Source organism: Limnobacter sp. SAORIC-580, from assembly GCF_013004065.1.
GTDB lineage: Bacteria > Pseudomonadota > Gammaproteobacteria > Burkholderiales > Burkholderiaceae_B > Limnobacter > Limnobacter profundi.
In genome coordinates this window covers 815,524-841,078 of sequence record NZ_CP053084.1, presented here as the reverse complement: position 1 = coordinate 841,078, position 25,555 = coordinate 815,524, and the positions used below count along the sequence as shown (strand labels likewise).

Genomic DNA, 25,555 nt, shown 5'->3' with positions numbered 1-25,555 from the left:
CTCTGTTAAAAATCCAGCGAAGCAGACACTGTCAAGGTACGCGGGTTGCCAATCGTCAAGTAACCCGAACCAGGGAAGCCACCCGCAGAGGCCCAGTAATTCCGATCAGTCACATTGTCCAAACGGGCTCGCAGTGTCAACGCTTGCGCATTGCCCACCGGCATCACATACCTGACACCCAAATCAAGGCGAGTCCATGATGGCACCTCTTGTGTATTGGCTGCATCAGCGTACTGACTGCTGGTGTAAATTGCCCTTGTCTCGAATGCAAGCCCCTGCACCTGCGCCGGGCTCCATTCCAGCCCCACGTTGGCCTGTGTTGAAGGGGCGCCAATCGCATCGCGGCCATCAGCATCGGTGTTCAAAATACTCACGCCACCAAGCACGGTGACTGTTTTGCTGGCTTTGCCAAACGCCATGAGTTCCAGGCCTTCATTGGTTTGGTCGCCTACTTGTGAAAAAGTATTGGAACTGTCAATGCCGTAGTTGGGCTTTTCACTTTGGAACACCGACACTGAACCACCCACGCTGCCGCCGTCATATTTCACGCCCAGCTCAACCTGCTCAGTAATGTAAGGTTTGAACACAGTTCCTGCATTGGCCACAGGTGCACCTGCGCCAGTAGTGGCAGGTGCGGTGTCACCCTTCACCAGTCCTTCAATGTAGTTGGCATATACCGAGTACTTGGGGCTAAGTTTGAATACCACGCCCGCCACCGGTGTGGTGGCATTCTCAGAGTAATTGGCGGTTTGCTCACCGGTGTTTCCATTAAAACTGGTGGCTTCAATTTGCTGGTGGCGCGCCCCCACGGTCAGCAACAATCGCTCACTCAAAAACGCCATGGTGTCTGCTACAGCGAGGCTTGAAGTTTCTGTTTTCTCGGTCAGCAAAGGATTGTTGAAATTGCCACTGGGGAATGCGCCCAATGCGGGTTCGGGAACTGCTGTTGGATTGTAAATATTGTTCGAGAAACCGGTAAAGCTGGAAAAATCGAAAGCATTTTTTGACTCAAGTTCAAACACTGAAGCGGTGGTACTCACGGTGTGCTTTACCCCAGCCGCGTTGAACTTAAAGCGCAAACCTGCTTCGGCAGTTTGCACGGAGTCTTCACGAACATTTGCAAAACGCAAGGCGTTGGTATTCCCCTGTTCATCCACCACGGTGGGGTTGGAAAAATTCCCGGCCTCGTTGCTTTCCCTTGCACCACCGGCCAACCAGCCAGTCACCGTGTCATTGAAATCATATTCAGCACGTACAGTGCCGAATGTGTCCTCTGCGTTGGAGAAGGTCCAGGGCTGCGCAATGCTGCGGTCTGCACGCGGTGTGGTTGGAATGGCGAGGCCTGCGGCGATTGTGATATTGGGCTGCGAAGCCTGAAGCTTGTGCTCTTGATAGCCCACATCTGCGGAGATTCGCAGATGGTCACTGCGAAAATCTGCGCCCACTGCGAACAAGGAAAGTTCACGCGACTCTCCTTCAACATTGGTGTCGCCATCGCGCCTGGCAATGGTTGCCCGCATGCCGGTAGACCCATCGTTGAAACGGCGAGCAAAGTCGCCAGCCAGGTAAGTTTCTCCACCATTCTGCACACCCACTGTGGCCTGGTTAATGTCGTAGTTCGGCGCGCGCTTGGGCACCACATTGATCGCACCACCCAAGCCACTGCCGCCGGGCGCTGCACCATTCAAAAACGCGTTCGCGCCACGCAGCACTTCAACGCGTTCGATCAATTCTGCGGCCAGATATTGCCTGGGCAGCAGACCATACAATCCGTTGTACGACATGTCGTCCGAGAAAATGGGCAGGCCGCGCACCAGGTACACCTGCTGAAAATTACCGAAACCACGCGCCACGCGAACTGCCGGATCGTTCAACAACACATCGCCAACGCTGGATGCTTGTTGGTCTTGAATCAACTTCGAGGTGTAGCTGGTCAGGTTAAACGGCGAATCCATATTTGATTGCGTGCCCAACAAACCCACACGTCCGCCTGTGGCCACTTGGCCCCCTGCGTATTCAGGTGCAAGTCCGTCGGCTGAGGCATCGGCACTGGCATTGACCTGCACTGCAGGTAACTCGTTGGCTTGGGCGAATGCGTTGGATGACAGGGCTGAAAATACTGCGAGAGCCAAGAAGCTGACTTTGGGATTCTGGGAGATCATGAGAAACTTCGGAGAATGGACAATCCACCAATTATAATGATAACTATTATCATTTGTATTAACGAATGTTAATTTAAGTACATGAGAACTGCCCTGCGACCTTGGCTAGATACTTTTTACCAACAGGAGTCCCGCCGAATTCTGGCCACCCTCATTCGCTTGCTTGGCGATTTTGATGTGGCTGAAGAAGCCATGCACGAAGCATTTTCAATTGCATTACAGCGGTGGGAAGTCGAAGGCATCCCCACCAACCCAAGGGCCTGGATGGTGTCCACCGCCCGATTCAAAGCCATTGATCAAATCCGCCGCCGTGCAAAATTCGACACCTCGTTTGAAGACGTTGCCGACGATCTCGCCGAGCAACTACACCATGAACCCGATTACGCCGACGAAACCATTGAAGACGATCGCTTGCGGTTGATTTTCACCTGTTGTCACCCCAGCCTGTCACCTGAAGCCCAATTGGCGCTCACCTTGCGGGAGGTGTGCGGGCTTTCCACGGAAGAAGTCGCCAGCGCATTTTTAAGCACTACACCCACCATGGCGCAACGAATTGTTCGCGCCAAAACCAAAATTCGCGATGCCAAAATTCCCTACGAAGTGCCTCAAGCCGATCAGCTTCAAGAACGTCTGCATGCCGTACTGCATGTGATCTATCTGGTGTTCAATGAAGGCTACTCGGCCTCGACCGGCGAAGCATTGATTCGCAAAGAACTCTGCAGCGAAGCTATCCGCCTTGGGCGCCTGCTGGTACAACTGTTGCCAGAACCCGAAGCTGTGGGGCTGCTTGCCTTGATGTTATTGAATGACTCCCGCCAGGCAGCACGTTGCACACCCAATGGTGATCTGATCTTGCTGGCAGACCAGAATCGCACACTCTGGAATCAGGCCCAGATCCGCGAAGGCTGCCAGTTGGTGTTGCAGGCCTTGGCCACACGCCGATTTGGCGCATACACGCTGCAGGCAGCAATCAGTGCTGTGCATGCCGAAGCCCCCAGCACGGAGAAAACAGACTGGATACAAATTGTTGGCCTTTACGACGCCCTGCTGGAACACACCCATTCGCCGGTGGTTGCACTGAACCGGGCTGTGGCCGTGGCAATGCGAGACGGTCCCGAGGCAGGGCTTGCGCTGGTCGACGAGTTGATGGCGCAAGGCCACCTGCACGACTACCACTTGGCCCACGCCACACGCGCAGACCTGTACAGGCGAATGGGCCACGTAAAGGAAGCCCGTGATGCCTATCAAGACGCACTTCGTCTGACTCGACAAGGGCCGGAGCAGCGCTTTTTACAACAACGTCTGGATGACTTGGGCAGACTGAAAAATTAATTTAAAAAAAATTTCAAACAATGTCGATTTCAGAAAGTGCCGTTCGACTAATTCATGAAACCCCCAACTAAAGGAGAAACCATGAACGCAATCAAGGCAGTGCTGGAAAGCTGGCAACAATCGGTGGTCGACGAAGACTTGGAAAAAATCATGAGCCACTACAGCGAGAATGTGGTGTCGTTTGATGCAGTCAAAGTGCTGCACATCGTCGGCAAAGCGAATTACGCAGAACACTGGAAATACTGCATGCAGTTGTGCGGTGGCGGCATCATCTTTGAAATTCATCAATTGAACATTCAAAGCAGCGGCGAACTGGCCTTCTGCCATTACCTGTCGCGTTGTGGTTCGGTTCAAGACTTTGGCAATGAAAACGTTGGCTGGATGCGTGCCACCGTGTGTCTGCGTCAGGAAAAAAATGAATGGAAAATTGTGCATGAGCATTTTTCTTCGCCATTCGACCCTGAAAGCGGTAAAGCCATTTTCGATGCCCAACCTTGAGAGGCAACCTGCCATGAAATACCTTTGCCTTGCCCATGAGGAAGAGGCCCTCTTCAAAGCCATGCCACATGAAGAATGGCTGGCTTTGAGGCAGGAAACATTGAGTTATGTGGAATCCTTGAAAGCAAGCGGCCACTTGATTACCACCCATGCACTTCAGAGCGCCAACCATGGTGTGCTGGTGCGGGTGCGTAATCAAAGGTTGGTAACAACCGACGGGCCCTTTGTAGAAACCAAGGAACAACTGGGTGGTATTTTTCTGATTGAAGCCCATGATTTCAACGAGGCCTTGCGAATTGCATCGCAATGGCCCTCTGCGCGGTTGGGTACGATCGAAATTCGTCCGATTGAAGAATCACTTCGCGAAGATTGTCGCTACGGAGATTGAATATGAAATATCTGGCCTTGGTGTATTACGACGAGAACATCATGAACAGCATGTCGCAACAGGAATGGGATGCACTGAACAACGAGTGCATCGCCTGCGTTGAAAATTTAAGCCACAAGGGGCACTTCATCACAGGTAGCCCTTTGTTGCCAGTCAATACCGCCACTACCGTGCGGGTTCGAAATGGCAAGACCCACACGACTGATGGCCCCTTTGCAGAGACCAAAGAACAGCTCGCAGGTTTTTACATGCTGGAAGCCCAAGACCTGAATGAAGCGATTGCACTGGCCGAGAAAATTCCACCCGCCCGTTATGGCTCAATTGAAGTGCGCCCTGCACGGGAACTGGTCAGCCATGGAAATGCCGCAGGAGGCAAGCAAACTGCTTGATCTGTGTTTACTGCCGCTAAATTACATGGACGTGTTTAATTGCGGTGGCAAGTGACTCACACCATTGAAACTGAGTAAGCTGACTTTGCCTTTTGAATACAGTACCTCGGTGAGCGATGCATTTCGAATTACACGCAGCAGGCTGTACCAGCTTGCATCGGGCAAGCCCATCACTTCGCACACCAGTGCTGCAATAGATCCGGCAGATGTGACCACCACTTCAATCTGCCCGTTGGCATGTTGCGCCTGTGTGTGCGAACTTAACCAATCGCGCAACTGTTCACGAAACTCGCCAAGGCTTAATCGCCCCGGGATACGCACGTCTCCATTGGCCCAGGCCCGGCAGGTTGCATCGTAATCACGCAGCACTTCAAGGCGTGACCGACCCGAGTCGAGTGCCATACTGCGCCCAAGCAATTGCTCTGCTGCACTGAAAATTTCTTCACCCTCGGCAAACTCATCCAATGCCTCAGATTGTTTGCCAGAAATTAGATACCCGCTTTCCTTGAGCAACAAGTTTGCGGTGTCAGCCTGCCTTTGTCGGGGTCCGTGCAACACCGCATTTGGATGTACGCCTTGATTGCGCATCCACAGCCCGGTGGCTCGCGCCTGGGCTTGTCCCAGTTCCGACAAAGCATCGTAACGCGCGGCCCCAAACGAGGCCTGACCATGTCGCATCAACACCAAGGTGCTCATACTTTGTGGCTCGTCAGTATTTTGGGGTTGCTGGCCAGCAAACGGTTTTTACCCACAACACGCAAGTGGCTCAGTACTTCAGTACGCTCTGGGTTGTGAGGGTCTGCAACACCAGCACGAATGCGGGCCGCCAATACACGGTTTGCCCGGGCCACATCGAATACAGGTTCACCTAATACTTCGGCCAATCCGCGTTGCTCTTCTTCCTCAAGTGCGGCGCCTTGCTGCAACTCACGCTGCGCAATCGACATGGCATTCATCACCATCAACACATCTCGCTTGGCATCACCCTGCAACATAGGCAACACTTTGCTCTTAAGCAGCTCGCGCGCGCACTGCAAAAGCAATTCACCAGTGGGTTGTTCACGCATCAGTTGTGCTCCGTCATGTTCAAAATTTCCCATTCCAGCTCCGGCACAATGTGGCCAGTCAAAGCCAGCAACAGGGAGTTTTCTTGCCCGGAACAAAAGCGTTGTGCCTGCTCAATGGCCACCACCGCCCAACGCACATGGGCCATCACTTCCCAATAATGAATTTGATCTCGATCAATCGTGCGACCAGATTCGACCTCATAACCGTGGTAAAAATGTTCGCGCAGACCAATGCCGCCTGCCGGTAAATCGTCTTGCCCAAAGCGCCAGCATTTCGCACAAAACCAGCCAACGTCCTCCAGCGGATCGCTCCAACCTGCAAACTCCCAGTCCAGAATACCGGTCAGCCCATGTTCATCCACCATGTAGTTGCCGGTGCGAAAATCGCCATGAGCCAGTGTAATCAAGTCGCGTGCTGGCGCGTGGCGCTCAAGCCAGCGCAAACCCCATTCCAGTGCCGGGTAAGCGGTGTGGTGTTGATCCAGAAACTCGCGATGGGTATTGATCCGATACTGCGCGGGCGATTCAGCGTAAGTGTGCAAAAAATCAAGCGCTTTCTGGGGTGGCCTGATCGAATGGATACGCGCCAATTCCCTACCCAAGCGATTAGCCAGTTCAACACGATCGGGTGCGTAAGTGGTGTTCTTCACCAGCACATGGCCAGCCGCTGTGCCGCCTATTCTGCGCATCACAAAAAACGGGCGCCCAAACACGGAAGTGTCGGTGCACAAACACAAGGGTTGCGGTACGGTTACACCTGCATTGAACACGGTTTGCAACAAAGCGAATTCCTGCGCACGACCGTGGCTGATGGCCACACCTGCAGTGGGTGAATCGCAACGCAATACAGTGTTCAATCGGCCACCTTGAGTACTTCCATGAACACCACCAGTGACCTGCAAATCCAGTGCCCAGTTTTCTTGTACGGCACCACCGGAAAGCAATGCTGCTTGCAAGATTTCAACCCTGTCTGCGAGCAATGCCTGCGTCAAATATTTTTCCAGAGACTTTTTTTGAGTATCGTTCATTGCATGGCGCCCTACAAAGCGCTGACCAAATGCCCGCGGTCCACTGCAACGCAAGCGCCAGTCATCCCCGCCCCTGCATTCGAGGCCAGCAGCAATAGCGGCCCAGTCAAATCGCTGAGCTCACAAAACTGCCGTGTCGGAATTCGTTTGCGCAATTTGTCGCCCAGTTCGCTGGCCAGAAACTCGCTATTCATCTCTGTGGCCACATAGCCAGGCAAAATGGCGTTTACGCGAATATGGTAACGGGCCAGTTCCAGCGCCATCGCCTTGGTGGCCTGCACCAACCCGGCCTTTGAAATGGCATACGGCCCCACCGCACCGCCCACGCGCTCACCCAAAATGGATGCAATGTTCACAATCGCCCCCGGTTTACCCGCAGCAGCCAAGGCGCGCGCAAATTCAGTGCCCACCAGCCAGCAACCTTTCAGGTTTGTATCCAGTATTTGGTCCCAATCGTCTTCGGTTTGCTCCAACATGGGTTTGGCAATCGACTGGCCGGCATTGTTGATCAACACATCGGGCACACCATGTTGTTGAGCAATATTCGCCATGGCTGTGTTCACTGAAGACGATTTGCTGACATCCATGGCCACCGCATACGCTTTGCCACCGGCTGCCTGAATTTGATCCAACACTTGCTGCAGTTTTTCAACGTTGCGCGCACTCAACAACACGGTTGCCCCTGCACCGGCAAGCACCTGTGCAAAGTGTTTTCCCAAGCCACTCGAAGCACCAGTCACCAGCACCAATTTGCCTTGCATGGAAAACAGATCATTGTTGCTCATGGTTTTTCCTTATTTTTTGTCCAGGCCTGCAATCAGTTTTTTACCCATGCTGAAGCGGTGCACTTCACTGGGGCCATCGTAAATTCGAAATGCGCGCATGTCGGTAAAAATGCGGCTTACGATGGTTTCACCTGTGACGCCCTGCCCACCCAGAATTTGCACGCTGCGATCCACGACCCGCCACTCGGCTTCTGAACACACCACCTTCGCACGGCTCGATTCAAAATTACATCGCTCGCCTTGGTCCAGCATCCAGGCGGTGTGCCAAATGTGCAAACGCGCCGTATGCAAATCCATTTCATTGTCAGCCAACATAAAACTGACGCCTTCATGCGCACCCAACTGCACACCAAAGGCCTGCCGTTTGCGGGCGTAGTTCAATGCAATGTCGTGTGTGCGACGTGCCTGGCCCAGCCAGCGCATGCAATGGGTTAAACGGGCCGGTGCAAGGCGCACTTGCGCATATCGAAACCCCTTGCCAATTTCACCCAATACACTGCTTTCATGCACACGCAAATTGTTGAACTTCAACACGCCATGCCCACCGGTAAAACAGGCGTCCATTGCATCCATGGTGCGCACATACTCAATCCCGGGGGCATTCATGTCACTTAAAAACATGGTGGCTGTGCCGTCTTCCATCTTCGCCATGATGATGGCAAAGCTTGCCCCTTCCGCGCCGGTAATAAACCACTTGTCACCGTTGATCACATAGTGGTCGCCATCTTTCACTGCGGTGGTTTGCATCATCGAAGGGTCAGCACCAGCGCCGGGCGCGGGCTCAGTCATGGCGAAACACGAACGAATTTTTCCCTGCACCATGGGTTTGAGCCAGCGTTCTTTTTGTTCAGGTGTAGCCACCACTTCCAGCAAGTGAATATTGCCTTCATCGGGCGCATGAATATTCATGGCCGTGGGCCCCAAGGTGGAGTAACCAGCCTCTTCAAATGCAATTGCTTTTTCAATGTGGCTCCAGCCGCGCCCACCCAGTTCTTTGGACGCATGCGGAGTCAACAAACCTGCCTTGCGGGCCAAACTCACCAATTCCTCGCGCAGTCCCTCAGAAGGTCCGTGCGCGGTTTGACGTGGGTCTTTCTCCAGAGGAATGATCTGTTCGGCAATGAAAGTTCTCACCTCATCTTGAAGCGATTTCAATGCAGGGGTCAGGGAAAAATCCATGGGGCACTCCGTGTCAGTCGATACATCTACTGTAATCGACTTCAACACGGCTGCCCAAATGCAAGCTGTCAGCGTGGCCTATGGATAACCCTGAAATGGCTTTAAAAACCCTATTTCCAGGGCAGTGCTGGTGCAGCCAGTCGAGCAGCAACACCGGTGTTTGCTGATTCGTCGAGTACGTCGCCAAAACGCGGATCGCCCTGCTCCCAATCTTTTTGAGCTTGTGCAATGGCTTCCTTGCTGTGGCCAACAAAATTCCACCACATTTGCACGGGTGTTTCAAACGGCACACCGCCCAGCAACAAGACACGCGCATCGGTGCTCAGGGTCATCTCAAGGTTCTCTGAACCAGGTTCCAGATAGGCGAACTCATCGGGTGTGTAAGTCTCGCCCTGCACGTTCACCTGCCCTGTCAAAGTCAGAAATCCGTACTCAAAATCCCGGTTCAAACTCAGATTCACTGTGCCACCCTGCTTACTGAACAAATCCATGCCCAACATGGGCGAACGCACTGCCGTGGGCGCAGTGAATGCATTGAAGGTGCCCGCCAGCAAGGTGCATTGAACATCCTCAACATGCCAAATTGGCAGTTCCGGATAATGGGCAAAATCGGGTTCGCAATCTGCAAGTTCTGGCGGCAAGGCGATCCACAACTGTGCTGCATGCAGGCGGCCACCATTCACCACCGAATCTTCGGTGTGTACAATGCCACGCCCCGCGGTCATCAGGTTCACCTGCCCTGGGCGAATAATCAGTTCATTGCCCAAGCTGTCTTTGTGAAGCACTTCGCCGTCGATCAGCCAGGTGAAGGTTTGCAAGGCCGTGTGCGGGTGTGCACCCACATGCATGCCTTTGCCGGGTGCAAAATTAACAGGCCCAGCATGGTCTAGAAAACACCATGCCCCCACCATGCGCTGGTGGCGACTGGGCAAGGCACGTTTCACCAACATGCCTTCGCCCAAATCGGCGCTTCGAAGTTCAATTCGTCTGATTTTGTTCATGTCAAAATCATAACGCCTTGCACTTATTTCGTCAGCGCGGTGTAGCTGGTAATCAGGTTGCGATAATCGGGAATGTGATTCGAGAACAAGGCACCCAAACCTTCAATGTCATTGCGCCAGTCGCGGTGCAATTCACAGGCCACGCCAAACCAGGTCATCAACTGGGCGCCTGCATTGCTCATTCTTTCCCAGGCAGAATGGCGCGTCAGTTCATTGAAGGTGCCCGATGCATCGGTCACCACAAACACCTCATAACCTTCTTCAAGGGCCGACAAGGCTGGAAATGCAACACACACCTCGGTCACGACACCCGCAATAATCAGTTGCTTTTTGCCGGTTGCTTTCACGGCAGCCAGGAATTCTTCGTTGTCCCAAGCATTGATCTGTCCGGGGCGTGCAATGTAAGGCGCATCCGGAAAAATCTCTTTTAGCTCAGGCACCAAAGGGCCGTTTGGGCCAGTCTCAAAACTGGTCGTCAAAATGGTGGGCAAGTTGAAATATTTCGCCAAATCGGCCAAGGCCAACACATTGTTTTTGAAACGATCGGGATCGATATCCCGCACCAGCGACAGCAAACCGGCCTGGTGATCAACCAACAGCACAGCAGCATCGTTTTTATCAAGACGAACATAGGGCTTGCTCATGGTGTCTTCCTTCTCATTGACAGTTAATAATGGCAATATGCTATTGAAACAAACAATCATTGATAAGCACGCAAAAACTCAACAGATCGTTCTGCATGAGGAACAATAAGGGGCAAATACACATGGATCTCAACGACCTGTACTACTTTGCCAAAGTGGTTGAACACCAGGGTTTCTCTGCTGCGGCACGCGCACTGGGTGTTCCGAAATCGAAAATTAGCCGCCGAATTGCCGAGCTTGAAAAGCGCCTAAACACGCAACTGCTGTATCGCTCCACCCGCAAGCTGCACATCACAGAAATCGGAAAAACTTACTACCAGCACTGCAAGGCCATGTTGATTGAGGCAGAAAGTGCGCAGGAATTGATTGAACAAAATCATTCCGAGCCACGTGGCCTGATCCGCATGACTTGTCCCATCGCATTGCTGCATGCACACATTGGCGACATGCTGGCGGAATTTCTGGTGAAACATCCGCAAGTCACAGTGCACATGGAAGCCAGCAATAGGCGGGTGGATGTGGTGGCCGAGGGTGTTGACCTGGCCATACGGGTTCGCCCATTGCCTTTGGACAGCAGTGACTTGGTGCTCAAGGTACTCTCAGACCGTGGCCTGTGTTTGGTGGCATCGCCCTGCTTGATCAACAAAAAGGGCTTGCCCACAAACCCCAACGATTTGATTGACTGGCCAAGCCTGGGTTTGGGGCAAACCCAAGGTCAGGTACAAACCAGTTTTGAATGGTGCCTGACCCACGCCAGTGGTGAGCGAATCGTGATACCCCATTCACCACGGCTGGTGACCACCGACATGGTGGCCTTGCGGGCCAGCGCCATGGCGGGTGTGGGCGTGGTTCAGTTGCCTAACCTCATGGTGCCCAAGCAAGTTGCCAGCGGCGAGCTGGTGAAGTTATTGCCCGACTGGTCGCCCCGTCGTGAAATCATTCATGTGGTATTCCCCTCCAGGCGGGGCATGCTGCCTGCGGTGCGTGCGTTGATCGACTTTCTTTGCGAGAAGTACGACTCTTTCGACGAGGAGTGACCAACTTTTTTTCCGGTATTAATATGAAAGACATGCTGAAGGTCAAAAATATCAATTGCCCCTGCCTATAGGGTAAATTTATAAAAACAACTTGATTGATAGGATTTAGCACCCTACACTGAATTCAGCAGTTAATAATTAACGGCAACCAAGGAGAGATGTATGTCAAATGATGCAAAGTGCCCATTCACGGGCGATGGTCCCAAAACAGCGATTGCCGGCACACCCACTAACGCAAGCTGGTGGCCCAACGCACTGAACATTAAATTGTTGAACCAGAATTCCCCATTGACTGACCCCATGGGCGAAGACTTCGACTATGTGGAAGAAGTCAAGAAACTCGATGTGCCTGCCCTTCTGAAGGACTTGGAAGCGCTGTACACCAATTCCCAAGAGTGGTGGCCTGCCGATTATGGCCACTATGGCCCATTCTTCGTTCGCATGACATGGCACGCCGCTGGTACTTACCGTATCGCCGACGGCCGTGGCGGTGCTGGCACCGGCATGCAGCGTTTTGCGCCACTGAACAGCTGGCCTGACAACGGCAACCTGGACAAGGCACGTCGACTGTTGTGGCCAATCAAGCAGAAGTACGGCAAGCAATTGTCATGGGCCGACCTGATTACCCTGGCCGGTACTTACTGCATGGACACCATGGGTTTCAAAACCTTTGGTTTCGCATTTGGCCGCAAAGACGTGTACGAGCCCGAGGAAGTGTATTGGGGTCCAGAAGCTGAGTGGCTGGCCACCAGCGACAAGCCCAACAGCCGCTACAGCGGCAAGCGTGACCTTGAAAACCCCTTGGCTGCTGTACAAATGGGTTTGATTTACGTGAACCCGGAAGGTCCGGACGGCAACCCCGACCCCAAGCTTTCAGCACACGACATTCGCACTACTTTCGGCCGCATGGCCATGAACGACTATGAAACAGTGGCACTGGTCGCGGGTGGTCACACATTCGGTAAGGCACACGGTGCAGGCAACCCGGCCCTGGTCGGCCCAGCGCCCGAAGGTGCACCCATTGAAGAGCAAGGTTTGGGCTGGATCAATAAGCATGGCTCTGGCAAGGGCGGTGACACCACCACCAGCGGTATTGAAGGCGCATGGAAACCAAACCCCACCAAGTGGGACATGGGTTACCTTGAAACCCTGTTCAAATACGATTGGGAACTGACGAAGAGCCCAGCCGGTGCACACCAGTGGAAACCAAAGGGTGGCGCAGGCGCAGGCACTGTTGTGGACGCACACGACCCCAACAAGAGCCACGCACCCATGATGACCACAGCCGACCTGGCGCTTCGCATGGATCCGGATTACGAGAAAGTTTCTCGTCACTTCCTGAACAACCCTGACGAGTTTGCGGACGCCTATGCCCGTGCATGGTTCAAGCTGACGCACCGCGACATGGGTCCAAAGAGCCGTTACATTGGCCCATTGGTGCCTGCGGAAGATTTGATTTGGCAAGACCCAGTGCCCGCAGCCGATTACAAGCATGCAGATGATGCTGATGTTGCAGCCCTGAAAGCCAAAGTACTGGCCAGCGGCCTGAGCATTCCTCAACTGGTACGCACAGCTTGGGCTTCTGCTTCCACTTACCGCAACAGCGACAAGCGTGGCGGCGCCAACGGTGCCCGCATTCGCCTGGCCCCCATGAAAAACTGGGAAGCCAACAACCCTGCAGAACTGAGCAAGGTACTGGAGCAACTGGAAGGCATTCAAAAGCAATTCAATGATGCAGGCAATGGGAAGAAAATTTCAATTGCCGACCTCATCGTGATTGCAGGTGCTGCCGGTGTTGAAGCGGCTGCGAAGAAAGCAGGTCACAGCATTACTGTGCCAGTTGCGCTGGGTCGCACCGATGCAACGCAAGATCAAACCGATGTCGATTCCTTCGAAGTTCTGGAACCCACAGCAGATGGTTTCCGCAACTATGCCCGCAAAGGCTTGGAAGGCACAGCGGCAGAGCGTTTGATCGACAAGGCCAGCTTGCTGGGCTTGACCGCACCTGAGATGACCGTGTTGGTGGGTGGCTTGCGTGCCATGAACGCCAACGTGGGCGGTGCCAAGCATGGCGTGTTCACCAAGCGCCCAGAGGCATTGACCACTGACTTCTTCACCAACTTGCTCGACATGAGCACCAAGTGGAGCAAGTCAACCAGCGCCGACGGTGTTTTGGAAGGCCGTGATCGCAAGACAGGCGAAGTGAAGTGGACAGGTACCCTGGCCGACATGTGCTTCGGTTCCAACTCGCAACTGCGTGCACTGTGCGAAGTGTATGCCGGTGCAGATGCCGAGAAGAAGTTTGTGAACGACTTCGTGGCCGCCTGGAACAAAGTGATGAATGCCGATCGATTTGATCTGCACCATTAATTTGACTTGGTAGCTGAAAAAGCCCGGTGTGAAAGCACCGGGCTTTTTTTATTTGTCCCTGGAATCGGTGTATTGTTTGCAGTCGGTTTACACCTTACATTCCAATCACATTATGTCAGCACCTGTCACATTCGGCACTTTCCCAACCGCAAGCGGCCACAGTTTTGGCCACGCCGTGCTTAATAACCCCGCAGCCTTGAATGCGCTCACATTGCCCATGATCGACCTGCTCGACCCCCAATTAAAAAGCTGGGCGGAAGACGATTCAATCGCTGGCGTGGTGCTGAGTGCAGCAGGCGACAAAGCCTTTTGTGCGGGCGGAGACGTGGTAAGTTTGCACCACGCCAGCAAGCGCGTAGGGGCAGGCGTAGTACCGCCTGAAGCCGAGGCATTTTTCGAATGTGAATACCGGCTGGACTACCGCATACACACCTACCCCAAACCCATTTTGTGTTGGGCACACGGCATTGTGATGGGTGGTGGCGTGGGTTTGATGGTGGGTGCCTCCCACCGCGTAGTCAGCCCCAATGCACGCATTGCCATGCCGGAAATTCACATTGGTTTGTACCCGGATGTGGCCGGCACCTGGTTCTTGCATCGCATGCCCGCGCGCACGGGTTTGTTTTTGGCCCTGACCGGCGCAATCGTCAACGCGGGCGATGCATTGATGGGGGATTGGGCCGATGCAGTGCTAGAACATGCGCAGTTTTCAAATGTACTGCATGCCATTGAAAACACCAGCTGGCAGGGTGAGCTGAAATCGGACAAGGAAAAATTGTCTGCCCTGCTGAAACAGTTTGAAGTGAAGGCACCCACGCCTTTGTTACATACACACGCCAAAGAAATTGATGCCGTAATGAACCATGACACACTGGCTGAAATCGACGTGTCCTTGCGCGCGCTGCAACAGAACGAGGTGGCCTGGCTGGCCAAAGCTGCTCAAGCATATGCGCATGGCTCTCCCACTTCGGCTGCGCTTTCATTTGAATTGATGAAGCGCCATGCAGGCGCAGACCTGGCCGATGTATTGCGGCTGGAGTATCAGGCTTCCGTGGGCTGCTGCGTACATCCAGACTTTCCGGAGGGCGTGCGGGCATTGCTGGTGGACAAAGACAAATCGCCAAAATGGAACCCAGGCAAGTTAAGTGAGGTGAGTGAAGCAACTATTCACGATCTCTTGAAACCAAGATTTCTCGGGCTGCACCCCTTGAACGATTTGTCGATTTCCCTTTGAGGCCAATCTCGATTGACTTGATTTTTTAAATGCCAAGTCCTATCATTGCGACACTCATTGGGGAGTAGCCTCTTTCCGCAAGGAAAGGCTTACGTCAACACACTTGGCCTATCATCATTTACAGGCTATGGCGTAAGCGGTTCTAGAACTTGGCAAGACCTTTGACTACTCAGCTTCCAGATCGGCCTGGAGAAGCTGCGTGGTCATTTGGTTTTTCCAGGCCCAGGAACTTATGTCATGTCTTCGGCACTTCTCGTATCCACCGGTGTAATTGCACTCGCTGAAATTGGCGACAAAACCCAGTTACTCGCATTTCTGTTGGCCACACGTTTCAAAAAACCAATTCCCATCATCATTGGCATTACCTTGGCCACACTGATCAATCACGGCCTGGCTGGCGTGGTGGGTAGCTGGATCACCGCCAATGTGGATCAATCCGTTCTGCGTTGGGTGCTTGGCGCATCCTTCATCGCCATGGCAGTGTGGACACTCATTCCTGACAAAATCGAAGATGAAGAAACTCAGCTGGCTACCAAGCTGGGTGTGTTCGGTGCCACCTTCATCACCTTCTTTTTAGCGGAAATGGGCGACAAAACCCAAATAGCCACCGTGGCCATGTCAGCACACTACAACGATGTGCTTATGGTAGTTGCGGGTACTACATTGGGCATGCTGATTGCCGACGTGCCTGCGGTGTTTGCTGGCGACAAGCTGGCTGAAAAAATTCCGATGAAGCTGGTGCACCGAATTGCTGCAGCGATGTTTGCGGCGCTTGGTGTAGCCACGTTGTTGGGGATTGGATCAAATTTTAAGCTATGAATTGATCAAAACAAGAATCAGTATTCGATGTCTATACGGGCGATGAAGACGAGGATTTCGCGTTTAACAAGACCGTCGTGCCCATCAAGCCAGCGTTCTACGAAGGTGAACGATTGGTATCTCATTCACAAGGTATCTGCTCAAAGCAGCAGCAATTGAGTATTTCCGCTCCTCGTCTCCTACCGCAACATTGACGGATAAAGCGTAAGAGAGGGCCCTGCTGCCCTCGCTTCACCATTTGATCAACTTGCACCGCAGCAATTGATCTTTTCAATACCCGTAAATTTCTTAGAATTCCCCCTCTATTTTTTCAAAAACGCATAATTTCAATCACTTAGATCTCCTGGCACACCCCTTGCCCCCTAGTACAGGGAAATCAAGCAAGAGGGTTCCAAATGATCAAAGAAGTCAAAACATCCAAAAGCGACACCCCGCCACCGGAGATGAACGGAATTCTGGAGGCCTCCATTCCGCGCTATGTGCGAGTGACGGGCACCTTGAACAACCGCTTCGTCGAATTTGAATTTTCCATCGGCGACCCCGAGTTATGTGTGGAACTGGTGATGCAGTTTGAGCAGTTCCGTGAGTTCTGCAGGCAACACCGCGCGGTGGAACTAACCGCCGAGCAATGCGCCTGGCTGGATTACGAAAGGCTGAAATGGCAATTCGGAAAAGCCGGCGTTAGCGAATAAAAAAACCAAATAAATCGAGGAAAGGAGAAGACATCATGCAAGTCGACATCAAAACGTCGAACATCAAACAACTGCGCAACACGTTCTCACATGTGGCCCGTAGGCTGGGTGCAGACAAACCTGCATCACGGTATCAGGAAGCCACGTTCGACATGCAGTCGGACACCAACTTCCACTACCGCCCCATTTGGGACCCACAGTACGACCTGTACGACACTGCCCGCACAGCCATCAAAATGGCTGATTGGTACAGCTTTAAAGATCCACGCCAGTATTACTACGGCGTATACACCATGAACCGTGCGAAGCAACAGGATGCGGCCGAAAAGCAGTTTGAGTTTGCAGAAAAGCGTGGTGTGTTTTTTAACCTGTCCGAGAAAGAAAAAGAGCATTTGATTTTCGCAGTGCTACCACTACGCCACTACGAGTGGGGCGCGAACATGAACAACTGCTTCTGCACCAGCTTTGGGTACGGTGCGGCAATTACACAGGCCACCATGTACAACACCATGGACCGTTTGGGCCTGGCGCAATACGTCAGCCGCCTTGGTTTGCTGCTGGATGGCAACACGGGCGACTCGCTGGAAGTTGGCAAGCAACACTGGCTGCACACCCACGAATGGCAAGAACTTCGCCGCAGCATGGAAAACCTGTTTGTAACGAAAGACTGGTTTGAAGTGTTTTTAGCCCAGAATTTTGTGATGGACGGACTGGTGTACCCCATGTTCTACAAGCACCTGGAAACACGCCTGAATCCGATGGCTGGGCAAACATTCTCCATGTGTACCAACTTCATGCAGGAATGGTTTGCAGAGACCCAGCGTTGGGTGGACTCCACCATCAAAACCGCAGTGGATGAATCACCAGAGAACAAGGAAATACTGAGCCGCTGGTTCGACATCTGGATGACTGAAACCACACGCGCATTGCAGCCTTTGATGACCGCATTGTTTGCAGAAGAAGCCGCCAGCATTTTCATGCAGATCAAGGAAGACCTACTGGTGCGCGCCAAGAAGATCGGTTTGAAAACACCTGGAGCTCCAGCATGAACACGCCAATCCCAGAACGCACGAAAACGCCGGTGTTCATTGCATTTGTCACCAACGACGACACGCGCAATATCGTGGCCGCCATTCGGGAAGACAACCCGCAAGCCACGGTTGAGGAGTTCCCGGCGATGGTCAAGATCGAGTCGCCTGGCCGTTTGGTGGTCAAGCGCCAAAGCGTGTCCGACCTGATGGGGCGTGACTGGGATCTTCAGGAAATTCACCTGAACCTGATTTCCCTGTCCGGCAGCATCAATGAAACCGAGGATGAATTTGAACTTTACTGGGGTCAGGCCGCTTAAACGCAACTTAGCCACAGAGAACTTTCAATTTGAAGGAGTAGAGACATGAGCGCAGTACCCAAGAACACAGGCAACAAAAAACTGGGCCTGAAAGAGAAATACGGCATGATGACCCGCGGACTTGGCTGGGACACCACCTACCAGGCCATGGACGATGTATTCCCTTACGACCAGTTCGAAGGCATCAAAATCCATGACTGGGACAAGTGGGAAGATCCGTTCCGCTTGACCATGGACGCCTACTGGAAATTCCAGGGCGAAAAAGAGAAAAAACTGTACGCCATTATTGACGCGTTTGCTCAGAACAATGGTCAGTTCAATGTAACGGATGCTCGCTACATCAACACATTGAAGTTATTCCTTACGGGTGTATCACCACTGGAATATGCAGCGCACCGTGGCTATGCCCACGTGGGTCGTTCTTTCCGTGGCGTTAGTGCACGAATCGCATCGCAGATGCAGGCCATTGATGAATTGCGCCACGCGCAAACCCAAGTGCACACCATCAGCCACTACAACAAGTTCTTCAATGGTTTGCACGACTTCCGCCACATGCACGATCGTGTCTGGTATCTCAGCGTGCCCAAAAGCTATTTTGAAGACGCACAATCCGCAGGCCCGTTTGAGTTCATTACAGCCATCTCGTTTTCTTTTGAGTATGTATTGACCAACCTGTTGTTTATGCCATTCATGAGCGGTGCTGCCTACAACGGCGACATGGCCACGGTTACTTTCGGCTTTTCCGCCCAATCAGATGAATCCCGCCACATGACACTTGGTCTTGAGGTGGTCAAGTTCATGTTGGAACAAGACCCAGGCAACAAAGACATCGTTCAAAAGTGGATCGACAAGTGGTTCTGGCGCGGTTACCGCTTGCTGGCCTTGGTTTCGATGATGATGGACTACATGCTGCCCAAACGCGTGATGAGCTGGCAGGAAGCATGGGAAACCTATTTCGAGAAAAACGGTGGCGCACTGTTCGAAGACTTGAGCCGCTACGGTATTCGTATGCCCAAGTACCACGAAGTAGCCAGCAAAGAGAAAAGCCGTTTGAGCCATGAAGTGTGGGCTACTTTCTACAACTTCAGCCATGCCGCTGCATTTCACACTTGGGTACCCGAAGAAAGCGAACTGAAGTGGTTGAGCGAGAAGTACCCCGACACTTTCGACAAGCACTATCGTCCACGTTTTGAGCACTGGGATGCCCTTCAGAAAGAAGGTAAGCGCTGGAGTAACCCTGGCCTGCCGATGCTGTGCCAGTTGTGCCAGGTGCCGACAATTTTCACGGAACCCGATGACCCCACAACCACCTGCCTGCGGGAAACAACCTACCACGGTATGAAGTACCACTTCTGCTCGGATGGCTGTAAAGACATTTTCGAGAACGAGCCCGAGAAGTACGTTCAAAGCTGGCTGCCGGTGCACCAGATTTTCCAGGGTAACTGCGGCGGCGAAGGACTGGACAATGTACTGAAGTACTACAACCTGGTGCCCGGCCAGGACAACGGCGAGTACATGGGCAGTCAGGACCAGATGAACTGGGAGCAATGGACAGGGCGCGACCACAAAGACGCACCGGCGGCCTGACAACAACAAGGAGGAGAACAACATGGCACTCGTTTCATTGCAGCCGGGCTACACCGGCGTGGTACGCGATCTTGAAGAGAACTTTCACGGCAACCGCTTGTTGTTCGTGAACTGGGAACACCACCTGATGTTTTGCGCACCCATGGCCTTGCCACTGCCACCCGCCATGCCCTTCGGGGCATTGGTGAATGAGGTACTGCCTTCGCTATACGGAAGTCACCCCGACTTTGCAAAAATTGATTGGAGTACCGTTCAGTGGAAACACGGGCGTGAAAACTTCACCCCCGACTTGGGCAAATCGCTGGATGAAAACGGTTTGACGCACAAGTCGGTGTTGCGCTTCTCCACCCCCGGCTTGACAGGCCTGTCTGGTTCGGGCGCGTAAGCGCAAAGGGGAACCCGCAATGAGCTATCAACTCACCATCGAGCCGATTGGTCAAACAATCGACATCGAGGAAGGGCAAACCGTGCTGGACGCCTGCCTTCGTGCAGGTGTTTGGCTACCCCACGCCTGTGGTCATGGCCTGTGCGCCACTTGCAAGGTACAAGTGGTGGAAGGTGAATTCGAACATGGTGAAGCCTCACCGTTTGCGCTGATGGACTTTGAACGCGATGAACGAAAAATTCTGGCGTGCTGCGCAACCGTTGAATGCGACACCGTGATTGAAGCTGAGGTGGACGAAGATCCCGATGCCCAATTCATTGGTCTGCAAGACTTCGCCGGGCGTGTGGTCAAAGCCGACATGCTCACACCCACCATTCGCGGTATCTGGCTTGAAGTTGATGAGCCAGTGCACTTTCAAGCCGGGCAGTACGTCATGCTGAAAGTACCAGGCGTGCAAGGCGAACGTGCGTTTTCAATCGGCAATGCCCCAGGCACAAACCTGGTTGAATTGCATATTAGAAAAGTACCAGGCGGCGCGGCTACCACCTGGCTGCATGACGAACTAAAGATAGGCGACACACTGGAATTCACCGCCCCGCTGGGTCGGTTTTTCACCCGCAAATCGGCCAATCTACCCATGATTTTTCTGGCAGGTGGTTCTGGCCTTTCCAGCCCGAAAGCCATGATTGAAGAATTGTTCAATGAGGGTTGCACATTGCCCATGACCTTAGTGCAAGGGGCACGTAATGAAGCCGAGTTGTACTACCACAACTACTTCACGGAGCTTGCAGCCAAACACGCCAACTTCACCTACATTCCTGCCCTCTCGGATGCAGACGTGAGCGCGAGTTGGACAGGTGCAAAAGGTTTTGTGCACGAGGCATTGAAGGCACACTTTAACAATGATTTTCGGGGCCACAAGGCTTACATGTGTGGACCACCACCCATGATTGAAGCGTGTATCTCCACGCTTATGCAAGGTCAATTATTTGAACGGGACATTTACACCGAGCGGTTCCTGACCTCGGCCGATGCAGAGGGATTGGCAAAGAAAAGCCCACTGTTCAAACACGTGTAAGGAGAGCCACACAGATGCATCGCGTGGCCATTCAGAACACCAAGGAAGAGTACACCTGCAGCTCAGAAGACAACCTGCTGAAAGGTATGGAGCAACTGAACCGCAAAGGCATCCCGGTGGGGTGCCGTGGAGGCGGATGCGGCGTGTGCCGTGTCCGGATTGAATCGGGCGAATACCGTACCCTGAAGATGAGTCGACAGCATGTGACAGCTGAAGAACAAGCCCAGGGCGTGGTGCTGGCCTGCCGATGTTTTCCGCTGACCGACCTTGAACTGTCGGCAATCGGAAAAATGGAAAAGTGCATTGCAAAGCATTTCGCCAAGCAACCCATGCACACATAGCTATAAAACCATAGGGATAAGGAGATCAACATGGCAATGACAGGCGTATTAAGGCCAAGCCACGTGGCGCTTCGGGTGCTGGATTTGGAACCAGCCGTGAAGCACTACACCGATGTGCTGGGCCTGCTGGAAACCGGGCGCGACAAGCAAGGTCGCGTGTATCTGAAAGCATGGGATGAACACGATCACCACAGTGTGGTGCTGCGTGAGGCCGACGCTGCCGGTATGGACTATATGGGCTGGCGCGTGGACAGCATTCAAACTCTGAAAGATTTGTCCAAAAAGGTTGAAGAAAGTGGCCTTGCCACCGACTGCTGCTGGATACCTGCTGGCGAGCATCTGGAAACTGGTGAACGCTTCCGCTTCACCACAACCACTGGCCACACGATGGAATTGTTGGCCGAGAAAAACAAAGTGGGTAACTGCCTGCCTCTGGTGAACCCTGACCCCTGGCCAGATGACCTGAAGGGCATGGGCCCCTCCCGCTTTGACCATTGCCTGCTGTACGGCGATGACCTGGATGGCGTGGTAAAACTGTTCACAGAGGTACTAGGCTTCGACATCACTGAACAAGTAGTGGCTGAGGACAACCACGACTTCCGCATCAGCGTATTCTTGAGTTGTTCCACCAAGCCGCACGATGTGGCCTTCATTCGACAGCCCATGAAAGGGGCGTTTCACCATGCCTCGTTTATTCTGGACAACTGGGGCGAGGTACTTCGCGCAGCCGACATCATTTCCAAAAAGAAAGTGTCACTCGATCTTGGGCCCACACGCCATGGTATTACCCGTGGTGAGACGATTTACTTCTTCGACCCCTCGGGCAACCGCAACGAGGTGTTTGCGGGAGGTTACATCCACTACCCGGACAAGCCAATAATTACCTGGACAAGCGACGATCTTGGCCGGGCGATTTTCTACCATGACAGAAAGCTCAACGAGAACTTTTTGGGCGTATTCACCTAAGCAACAGACTGCTTTCGGTGGGCCGTTCTTGCGGCCTTGAAAAGCCCAAACGGGGTAGTCAACCCGCTTGGGCTTTTTTACATTGTTTGGCTGAAAAACAAGGCATAATCAAAAGAAAAAAGCCAAAGGCACATTGGAGACATGAATACTGTGACCGACCTGCAATCCCTGTTGAAATTCAATCTGCCATCCGGCCATATCTGGCTGGACGAGCAACGCATGCTATTGATGCATGCCCGCGCACTGGGCGCGCTGCGCAAGGAATTGTTTGAAACCCTGGGCCTAAAACGCGCGCGCGGCCTGCTGGTTCGGCTCGGCTTTGCCTCGGGTATCCGCGATGGTCAGGTGGCCCTGAAGCACAGGCGCGCCGGAAGCTCTGTCGAGGAAGCCTTCATGCTGGGACCACAATTGCACACGCTGGAGGGCATGGTGCAGGTTGAAAAGCTCAGCATGGAAATTAATCTGCCAACCAAACACTTCTACGGTGAATTTGTATGGAAGAACTCGTGGGAAGACGAAGCGCATGTGGCCGACTATGGCCAAGGCGATGAACCTGCCTGCTGGACCATGATTGGTTACGCGTCGGGTTACACCAGCGCCTTCATGGGCAAGCTGGTGCTGTTTCGAGAGATGGAATGCATGAGCCAGGGCGATTCACAGTGCCTGATCATCGGCCAAAGTGCTGAAGCCTGGAACGACCCCGACTACGAGGAGTATTTCAAGGCACAGGCCTTTGCCGAAGAATTGATTGAATACCACATGGGTGCAGAGAAGCTGGATACGGCCCTGGTTCGCCGACGCAGCAATGACGATTTGGTGGGCGTATCTCCTGCCTTTATGAATGCATTCGAATTGCTGCAGCGTGCAGCACAGGGCAGCATCACCGTATTGCTGCTGGGCGAAACCGGCGTTGGCAAGGAAATGTTTGCCCGCTGGTTACACGACAACAGCCCGCGCGCCAAAGGTCCATTTCTGGCCGTAAACTGCGCGGCCATTCCGCATGAACTGATTGAAGCAGAGTTGTTTGGTGTGGAAAAAGGCGCTTACACGGGTGCACACACCCCGCGCGCAGGCCGCTTCGAACGTGCCGACCACGGCACCCTGTTTCTTGATGAAGTAGGCGACCTGCCCTTGTCAACCCAGGTGAAATTACTGCGCGTGCTACAAACTGGTGAATTCGAAAGGTTGGGCTCTGAACGGGTACAAAAGGTAAATGTACGAATTGTCGCTGCCACCAATGTGGAGCTGCAACAAGCCATACGCGAAAACAAATTCCGTATTGATTTGTACTACCGCCTCAACACCTTCCCCATCAAAATTCCCCCCCTGCGGGAACGCCAAGCGGACATTTCGCCACTGATCAACCGCTTCATGACCAAGTACTGCGCAAGCTACAACAAGAAGCTGCAAGGGCTGACCGACAAAGCCATGCAAGAGGTGATGAGCTATGAATGGCCCGGCAATATTCGCGAATTGGAAAACCTGATTGAGCGCGCCGTGGTGCTGGCACCCGACGGTGGGTATGTGGAGGCCTGCCACTTGTTTGACGACCGCATCGAGCCCTGCAAAGAAAAATCGCAGCTTAATGCGCAAGGCGAGTTGGCGCCAGTTGAAACGCGCCCTATTGATGACTTGTGCAATGAAATTTTAACCAAGAATGTGGGGCTAGACACCTTGGAGCGCCGTCTGATGCAAACCGCATTGAAACAGGCCAAGGGTAACCTGTCGCAGGCTGCACGTGTGTTGGGCATTACCCGCCCGCAACTGGCTTACCGTTTGAAGAAAGAAGGCATTCCGCTGGAATGATAAAAAAAGGCAAATTCCTGAAAACCAGAAATTTGCCTTAAAGCCTCCTGGAGGAGGATCAGTTCCGGCGAGACGCTACCGGACACTAGCGGATGAACAGATCAATTGCCACCGCGCATGAACTGCACGCGCATCATTTCTGGTGGGGTCAACTTGGGATCAACCAGGCCCTTGAATTGGCCTGTGGTGCAGTGCTGGCTTTGAACGTCAACCATGCTGAAACTGTCGTCAATCGCCACACCTGTGCCCTTGTTGATAGGATGGTGGAAATCAGGATGGCTCTTGCCAATCGTCCAGCTTTTCCACAACTCATTCTTGCGGTCATACACCAACGTTCTGGACACAGCGAATGTTTGCGCATCCACATGCATCACACGTTTGCCGATGGGGTGCGAAGGATTCACAGGCTTTGCTTCCAGCACATACACCTTGCGCAACTGCCAGGTGATGTCGGGGAAACACTGCCCTTGCCCAGTGAAGTTGATGAACTTGAAGCCATCGGCTTCCTTGAACTCGTCTGTCAACTTCATCTCGGTGTGATTGTAAAACGGCATCAGAATGTTCTTTGTGCCCTTGAAACTCCAGTTCATGTCAGAAACCCGACCGTTGTAACCCTCAAAGTCCTCAATCATCAGGTCAGAACCCAGAAATGAATCTGTGGTTTGCCCAGTGGCCAGGCGACGAACTCGGCGCTGAAAACCCAGGTACAAGTTAGCTTCGTCCAGCTTCTGATCATCGTCATAACGTTGAATCAACAACTGGGTGTCTTTCAAATCCTGAGGCTCAAGCACTTTCACATAAATTGCACGGAAAAAGTCTGAAGGATTCGGTGTCACCTCAGGTGTCGGCGAGTGTTGAACACGATGCTTGAAATTCAGAAAGTGAAAGTTGTACTTGATGGTGCGCTCAAGCTGCGCTGTTTGCAGGTTACGGAACTTCCAGTAGAAAGGATAAATGGCGGCGCCATCGCCCCAGTTGATGCCGTACTTGTAATTCCAGGCAAGCTTCTCGCCCGCACGTGCATCCTTAGAATCTGGCTCTTCAAGAAATGGACGACCCCCAGTAAAACCTGTCAAATCACCATTCTTGGGACCTAACTTCGTTTTGCCCATATTCTTGCGGCTAGCTTCCACATAAAATTTGTCCACATCAAAGCTAGTTGTTTTTCCAACCTTGATGTCGTACCAACCATTCTTCACGGTCATGTACATGCCAGGGTCGAGCGCCTCTTTAAACTGCTCCACATTCGATTTGTTTACCACTGTGCCGGGTTGCAAACCAGGCACAGAAGGCACACCACTTTTGTACGGATTGAATGAATTTTGCAAATCAGCCTCGGTGGCTGCCTGGGCTGTACCCAAGGTGCCCACTGCGGCGATGGAAATTGCGAGGGTTCTCAGTTTCATGTTGTGTCTCCTG

General features: G+C 53.0%; 26 protein-coding genes and 1 riboswitch. Of the genes, 17 read left to right on the top strand and 9 right to left on the bottom strand.

All coding sequences use genetic code 11. The annotated features are described in order from the left end of the window. Positions 1–5: 5 nt before the first annotated feature. Positions 6–2,162, bottom strand: coding sequence for a TonB-dependent receptor (locus HKT17_RS03980; RefSeq protein ID WP_105028433.1), 2,157 nt, complete (start codon positions 2,160–2,162; stop codon positions 6–8). An 81-nt stretch (positions 2,163–2,243) separates the two neighbouring features. Here HKT17_RS03980 and HKT17_RS03975 point away from each other — a divergent pair, with 81 nt between their 5' ends. From HKT17_RS03975 to HKT17_RS03960, 4 genes are all read left to right on the top strand, one after another. Then, entirely contained in the window at positions 2,244–3,494 is a 1,251-nt protein-coding gene (locus HKT17_RS03975) for an RNA polymerase sigma factor (protein WP_171097996.1), read from the top strand. A gap of 81 nt (positions 3,495–3,575) precedes the next feature. Beyond that, positions 3,576–3,992, top strand: coding sequence for a YybH family protein (locus HKT17_RS03970; protein ID WP_105028431.1), 417 nt, complete (start codon positions 3,576–3,578; stop codon positions 3,990–3,992). Continuing rightward, positions 3,928–4,380 (top strand): YciI family protein, encoded by a 453-nt coding sequence (locus HKT17_RS03965; protein ID WP_240605677.1) that lies wholly within the window; start codon positions 3,928–3,930, stop codon positions 4,378–4,380. Before HKT17_RS03970 ends, HKT17_RS03965 begins: the two co-directional genes overlap by 65 nt. 2 nt (positions 4,381–4,382) lie before the next feature. Continuing rightward, on the top strand, positions 4,383–4,769 hold the full coding sequence (locus tag HKT17_RS03960; protein WP_171097994.1) for a YciI family protein: 387 nt from the start codon (positions 4,383–4,385) through the stop codon (positions 4,767–4,769). A gap of 21 nt (positions 4,770–4,790) precedes the next feature. Here HKT17_RS03960 and HKT17_RS03955 read toward each other — a convergent pair whose 3' ends face one another. From HKT17_RS03955 to ycaC, 7 genes are all read right to left on the bottom strand, one after another. Continuing rightward, entirely contained in the window at positions 4,791–5,465 is a 675-nt protein-coding gene (locus HKT17_RS03955; protein WP_171097992.1) for a histidine phosphatase family protein, read from the bottom strand. Next, positions 5,462–5,869, bottom strand: a complete 408-nt coding sequence (locus HKT17_RS03950) for a DUF6285 domain-containing protein (protein WP_171097990.1) — start codon at positions 5,867–5,869, stop codon at positions 5,462–5,464. The genes HKT17_RS03955 and HKT17_RS03950 overlap by 4 nt, the downstream gene beginning before the upstream one ends. Then, the gene (locus tag HKT17_RS03945) at positions 5,836–6,864 is read right to left on the bottom strand and encodes a phosphotransferase family protein (protein WP_105028427.1); all 1,029 of its coding nucleotides are present in this window, start codon (positions 6,862–6,864) and stop codon (positions 5,836–5,838) included. Before HKT17_RS03945 ends, HKT17_RS03950 begins: the two co-directional genes overlap by 34 nt. A gap of 11 nt (positions 6,865–6,875) precedes the next feature. Continuing rightward, complete coding sequence (locus tag HKT17_RS03940; RefSeq protein WP_171097989.1) at positions 6,876–7,649, bottom strand: SDR family NAD(P)-dependent oxidoreductase; 774 nt, start codon at positions 7,647–7,649, stop codon at positions 6,876–6,878. Between the two features lie 9 nt (positions 7,650–7,658). Beyond that, entirely contained in the window at positions 7,659–8,828 is a 1,170-nt protein-coding gene (locus HKT17_RS03935; protein WP_171097987.1) for an acyl-CoA dehydrogenase family protein, read from the bottom strand. Between the two features lie 110 nt (positions 8,829–8,938). Continuing rightward, positions 8,939–9,829, bottom strand: coding sequence for a pirin family protein (locus tag HKT17_RS03930; RefSeq protein ID WP_171097985.1), 891 nt, complete (start codon positions 9,827–9,829; stop codon positions 8,939–8,941). A 23-nt stretch (positions 9,830–9,852) separates the two neighbouring features. Beyond that, positions 9,853–10,473, bottom strand: a complete 621-nt coding sequence (gene ycaC / locus HKT17_RS03925) for an isochorismate family cysteine hydrolase YcaC (RefSeq protein ID WP_171097983.1) — start codon at positions 10,471–10,473, stop codon at positions 9,853–9,855. A 122-nt stretch (positions 10,474–10,595) separates the two neighbouring features. Between ycaC and HKT17_RS03920 the strand changes: the two genes are divergently transcribed. The 13 genes from HKT17_RS03920 to HKT17_RS03860 all read left to right on the top strand — a co-directional run bounded on the left by HKT17_RS03920 (position 10,596) and on the right by HKT17_RS03860 (position 24,136). After that, positions 10,596–11,510 (top strand): LysR family transcriptional regulator, encoded by a 915-nt coding sequence (locus HKT17_RS03920; RefSeq protein WP_171097981.1) that lies wholly within the window; start codon positions 10,596–10,598, stop codon positions 11,508–11,510. 162 nt (positions 11,511–11,672) lie between these two features. Continuing rightward, positions 11,673–13,880, top strand: coding sequence for a catalase/peroxidase HPI (katG, locus tag HKT17_RS03915; RefSeq protein ID WP_171097979.1), 2,208 nt, complete (start codon positions 11,673–11,675; stop codon positions 13,878–13,880). A gap of 112 nt (positions 13,881–13,992) precedes the next feature. Further along, positions 13,993–15,114, top strand: coding sequence for an enoyl-CoA hydratase/isomerase family protein (locus HKT17_RS03910; protein ID WP_171097977.1), 1,122 nt, complete (start codon positions 13,993–13,995; stop codon positions 15,112–15,114). 47 nt (positions 15,115–15,161) lie between these two features. Continuing rightward, positions 15,162–15,346, top strand: a riboswitch (yybP-ykoY riboswitch). 5 nt (positions 15,347–15,351) lie between these two features. Further along, a complete protein-coding gene (locus HKT17_RS03905; RefSeq protein WP_171097976.1) occupies positions 15,352–15,933 on the top strand; it encodes a TMEM165/GDT1 family protein in 582 nt (193 codons plus the stop codon). Between the two features lie 395 nt (positions 15,934–16,328). Then, the gene (locus HKT17_RS03900) at positions 16,329–16,625 is read left to right on the top strand and encodes a phenol hydroxylase subunit (protein ID WP_205882496.1); all 297 of its coding nucleotides are present in this window, start codon (positions 16,329–16,331) and stop codon (positions 16,623–16,625) included. Between the two features lie 35 nt (positions 16,626–16,660). After that, positions 16,661–17,674 (top strand): aromatic/alkene monooxygenase hydroxylase subunit beta, encoded by a 1,014-nt coding sequence (locus HKT17_RS03895; protein WP_171097974.1) that lies wholly within the window; start codon positions 16,661–16,663, stop codon positions 17,672–17,674. Next, a complete protein-coding gene (locus tag HKT17_RS03890; RefSeq protein ID WP_171097972.1) occupies positions 17,671–17,973 on the top strand; it encodes an MmoB/DmpM family protein in 303 nt (100 codons plus the stop codon). The genes HKT17_RS03895 and HKT17_RS03890 overlap by 4 nt, the downstream gene beginning before the upstream one ends. Positions 17,974–18,018: 45 nt before the next feature. Then, positions 18,019–19,560 (top strand): aromatic/alkene/methane monooxygenase hydroxylase/oxygenase subunit alpha, encoded by a 1,542-nt coding sequence (locus HKT17_RS03885; protein ID WP_171097971.1) that lies wholly within the window; start codon positions 18,019–18,021, stop codon positions 19,558–19,560. A 22-nt stretch (positions 19,561–19,582) separates the two neighbouring features. After that, positions 19,583–19,945, top strand: a complete 363-nt coding sequence (locus tag HKT17_RS03880; protein WP_171097969.1) for a phenol hydroxylase subunit P4 — start codon at positions 19,583–19,585, stop codon at positions 19,943–19,945. A 19-nt stretch (positions 19,946–19,964) separates the two neighbouring features. Continuing rightward, on the top strand, positions 19,965–21,023 hold the full coding sequence (locus tag HKT17_RS03875) for an NADH:ubiquinone reductase (Na(+)-transporting) subunit F (protein WP_171097965.1): 1,059 nt from the start codon (positions 19,965–19,967) through the stop codon (positions 21,021–21,023). A 14-nt stretch (positions 21,024–21,037) separates the two neighbouring features. Beyond that, a complete protein-coding gene (locus HKT17_RS03870; protein WP_008250732.1) occupies positions 21,038–21,364 on the top strand; it encodes a 2Fe-2S iron-sulfur cluster-binding protein in 327 nt (108 codons plus the stop codon). A gap of 30 nt (positions 21,365–21,394) precedes the next feature. Next, a complete protein-coding gene (locus tag HKT17_RS03865) occupies positions 21,395–22,330 on the top strand; it encodes a catechol 2,3-dioxygenase (protein WP_040513143.1) in 936 nt (311 codons plus the stop codon). Positions 22,331–22,471: 141 nt separating this feature from the next. Beyond that, complete coding sequence (locus tag HKT17_RS03860) at positions 22,472–24,136, top strand: sigma-54-dependent Fis family transcriptional regulator (RefSeq protein ID WP_171097963.1); 1,665 nt, start codon at positions 22,472–22,474, stop codon at positions 24,134–24,136. A gap of 101 nt (positions 24,137–24,237) precedes the next feature. On the opposite strand, the gene HKT17_RS03855 is transcribed toward HKT17_RS03860, so the two are convergent. Further along, the gene (locus HKT17_RS03855) at positions 24,238–25,542 is read right to left on the bottom strand and encodes a DUF1329 domain-containing protein (protein ID WP_171097960.1); all 1,305 of its coding nucleotides are present in this window, start codon (positions 25,540–25,542) and stop codon (positions 24,238–24,240) included. Between the last annotated feature and the right edge of the window lie 13 nt (positions 25,543–25,555).

Coding starts and splice junctions, on each gene's coding strand:
- HKT17_RS03970 (WP_105028431.1), top strand. CDS start 3,576: ATGAACGCAATCAAGGCAGTGCTGGAAAGCTGGCAACAATCGGTGGTC.
- HKT17_RS03855 (WP_171097960.1), bottom strand. CDS start 25,542: ATGAAACTGAGAACCCTCGCAATTTCCATCGCCGCAGTGGGCACCTTG.
- HKT17_RS03885 (WP_171097971.1), top strand. CDS start 18,019: ATGAGCGCAGTACCCAAGAACACAGGCAACAAAAAACTGGGCCTGAAA.
- HKT17_RS03920 (WP_171097981.1), top strand. CDS start 10,596: ATGGATCTCAACGACCTGTACTACTTTGCCAAAGTGGTTGAACACCAG.
- HKT17_RS03860 (WP_171097963.1), top strand. CDS start 22,472: ATGAATACTGTGACCGACCTGCAATCCCTGTTGAAATTCAATCTGCCA.
- ycaC (WP_171097983.1), bottom strand. CDS start 10,473: ATGAGCAAGCCCTATGTTCGTCTTGATAAAAACGATGCTGCTGTGCTG.
- HKT17_RS03870 (WP_008250732.1), top strand. CDS start 21,038: ATGCATCGCGTGGCCATTCAGAACACCAAGGAAGAGTACACCTGCAGC.
- HKT17_RS03940 (WP_171097989.1), bottom strand. CDS start 7,649: ATGAGCAACAATGATCTGTTTTCCATGCAAGGCAAATTGGTGCTGGTG.
- HKT17_RS03960 (WP_171097994.1), top strand. CDS start 4,383: ATGAAATATCTGGCCTTGGTGTATTACGACGAGAACATCATGAACAGC.
- HKT17_RS03935 (WP_171097987.1), bottom strand. CDS start 8,828: ATGGATTTTTCCCTGACCCCTGCATTGAAATCGCTTCAAGATGAGGTG.
- HKT17_RS03955 (WP_171097992.1), bottom strand. CDS start 5,465: ATGAGCACCTTGGTGTTGATGCGACATGGTCAGGCCTCGTTTGGGGCC.
- katG (WP_171097979.1), top strand. CDS start 11,673: ATGTCAAATGATGCAAAGTGCCCATTCACGGGCGATGGTCCCAAAACA.
- HKT17_RS03910 (WP_171097977.1), top strand. CDS start 13,993: ATGTCAGCACCTGTCACATTCGGCACTTTCCCAACCGCAAGCGGCCAC.
- HKT17_RS03975 (WP_171097996.1), top strand. CDS start 2,244: ATGAGAACTGCCCTGCGACCTTGGCTAGATACTTTTTACCAACAGGAG.
- HKT17_RS03895 (WP_171097974.1), top strand. CDS start 16,661: ATGCAAGTCGACATCAAAACGTCGAACATCAAACAACTGCGCAACACG.
- HKT17_RS03980 (WP_105028433.1), bottom strand. CDS start 2,162: ATGATCTCCCAGAATCCCAAAGTCAGCTTCTTGGCTCTCGCAGTATTT.
- HKT17_RS03905 (WP_171097976.1), top strand. CDS start 15,352: ATGTCTTCGGCACTTCTCGTATCCACCGGTGTAATTGCACTCGCTGAA.
- HKT17_RS03965 (WP_240605677.1), top strand. CDS start 3,928: ATGAGCATTTTTCTTCGCCATTCGACCCTGAAAGCGGTAAAGCCATTT.
- HKT17_RS03880 (WP_171097969.1), top strand. CDS start 19,583: ATGGCACTCGTTTCATTGCAGCCGGGCTACACCGGCGTGGTACGCGAT.
- HKT17_RS03945 (WP_105028427.1), bottom strand. CDS start 6,864: ATGAACGATACTCAAAAAAAGTCTCTGGAAAAATATTTGACGCAGGCA.
- HKT17_RS03890 (WP_171097972.1), top strand. CDS start 17,671: ATGAACACGCCAATCCCAGAACGCACGAAAACGCCGGTGTTCATTGCA.
- HKT17_RS03930 (WP_171097985.1), bottom strand. CDS start 9,829: ATGAACAAAATCAGACGAATTGAACTTCGAAGCGCCGATTTGGGCGAA.
- HKT17_RS03950 (WP_171097990.1), bottom strand. CDS start 5,869: ATGGGAAATTTTGAACATGACGGAGCACAACTGATGCGTGAACAACCC.
- HKT17_RS03900 (WP_205882496.1), top strand. CDS start 16,329: ATGATCAAAGAAGTCAAAACATCCAAAAGCGACACCCCGCCACCGGAG.
- HKT17_RS03875 (WP_171097965.1), top strand. CDS start 19,965: ATGAGCTATCAACTCACCATCGAGCCGATTGGTCAAACAATCGACATC.
- HKT17_RS03865 (WP_040513143.1), top strand. CDS start 21,395: ATGGCAATGACAGGCGTATTAAGGCCAAGCCACGTGGCGCTTCGGGTG.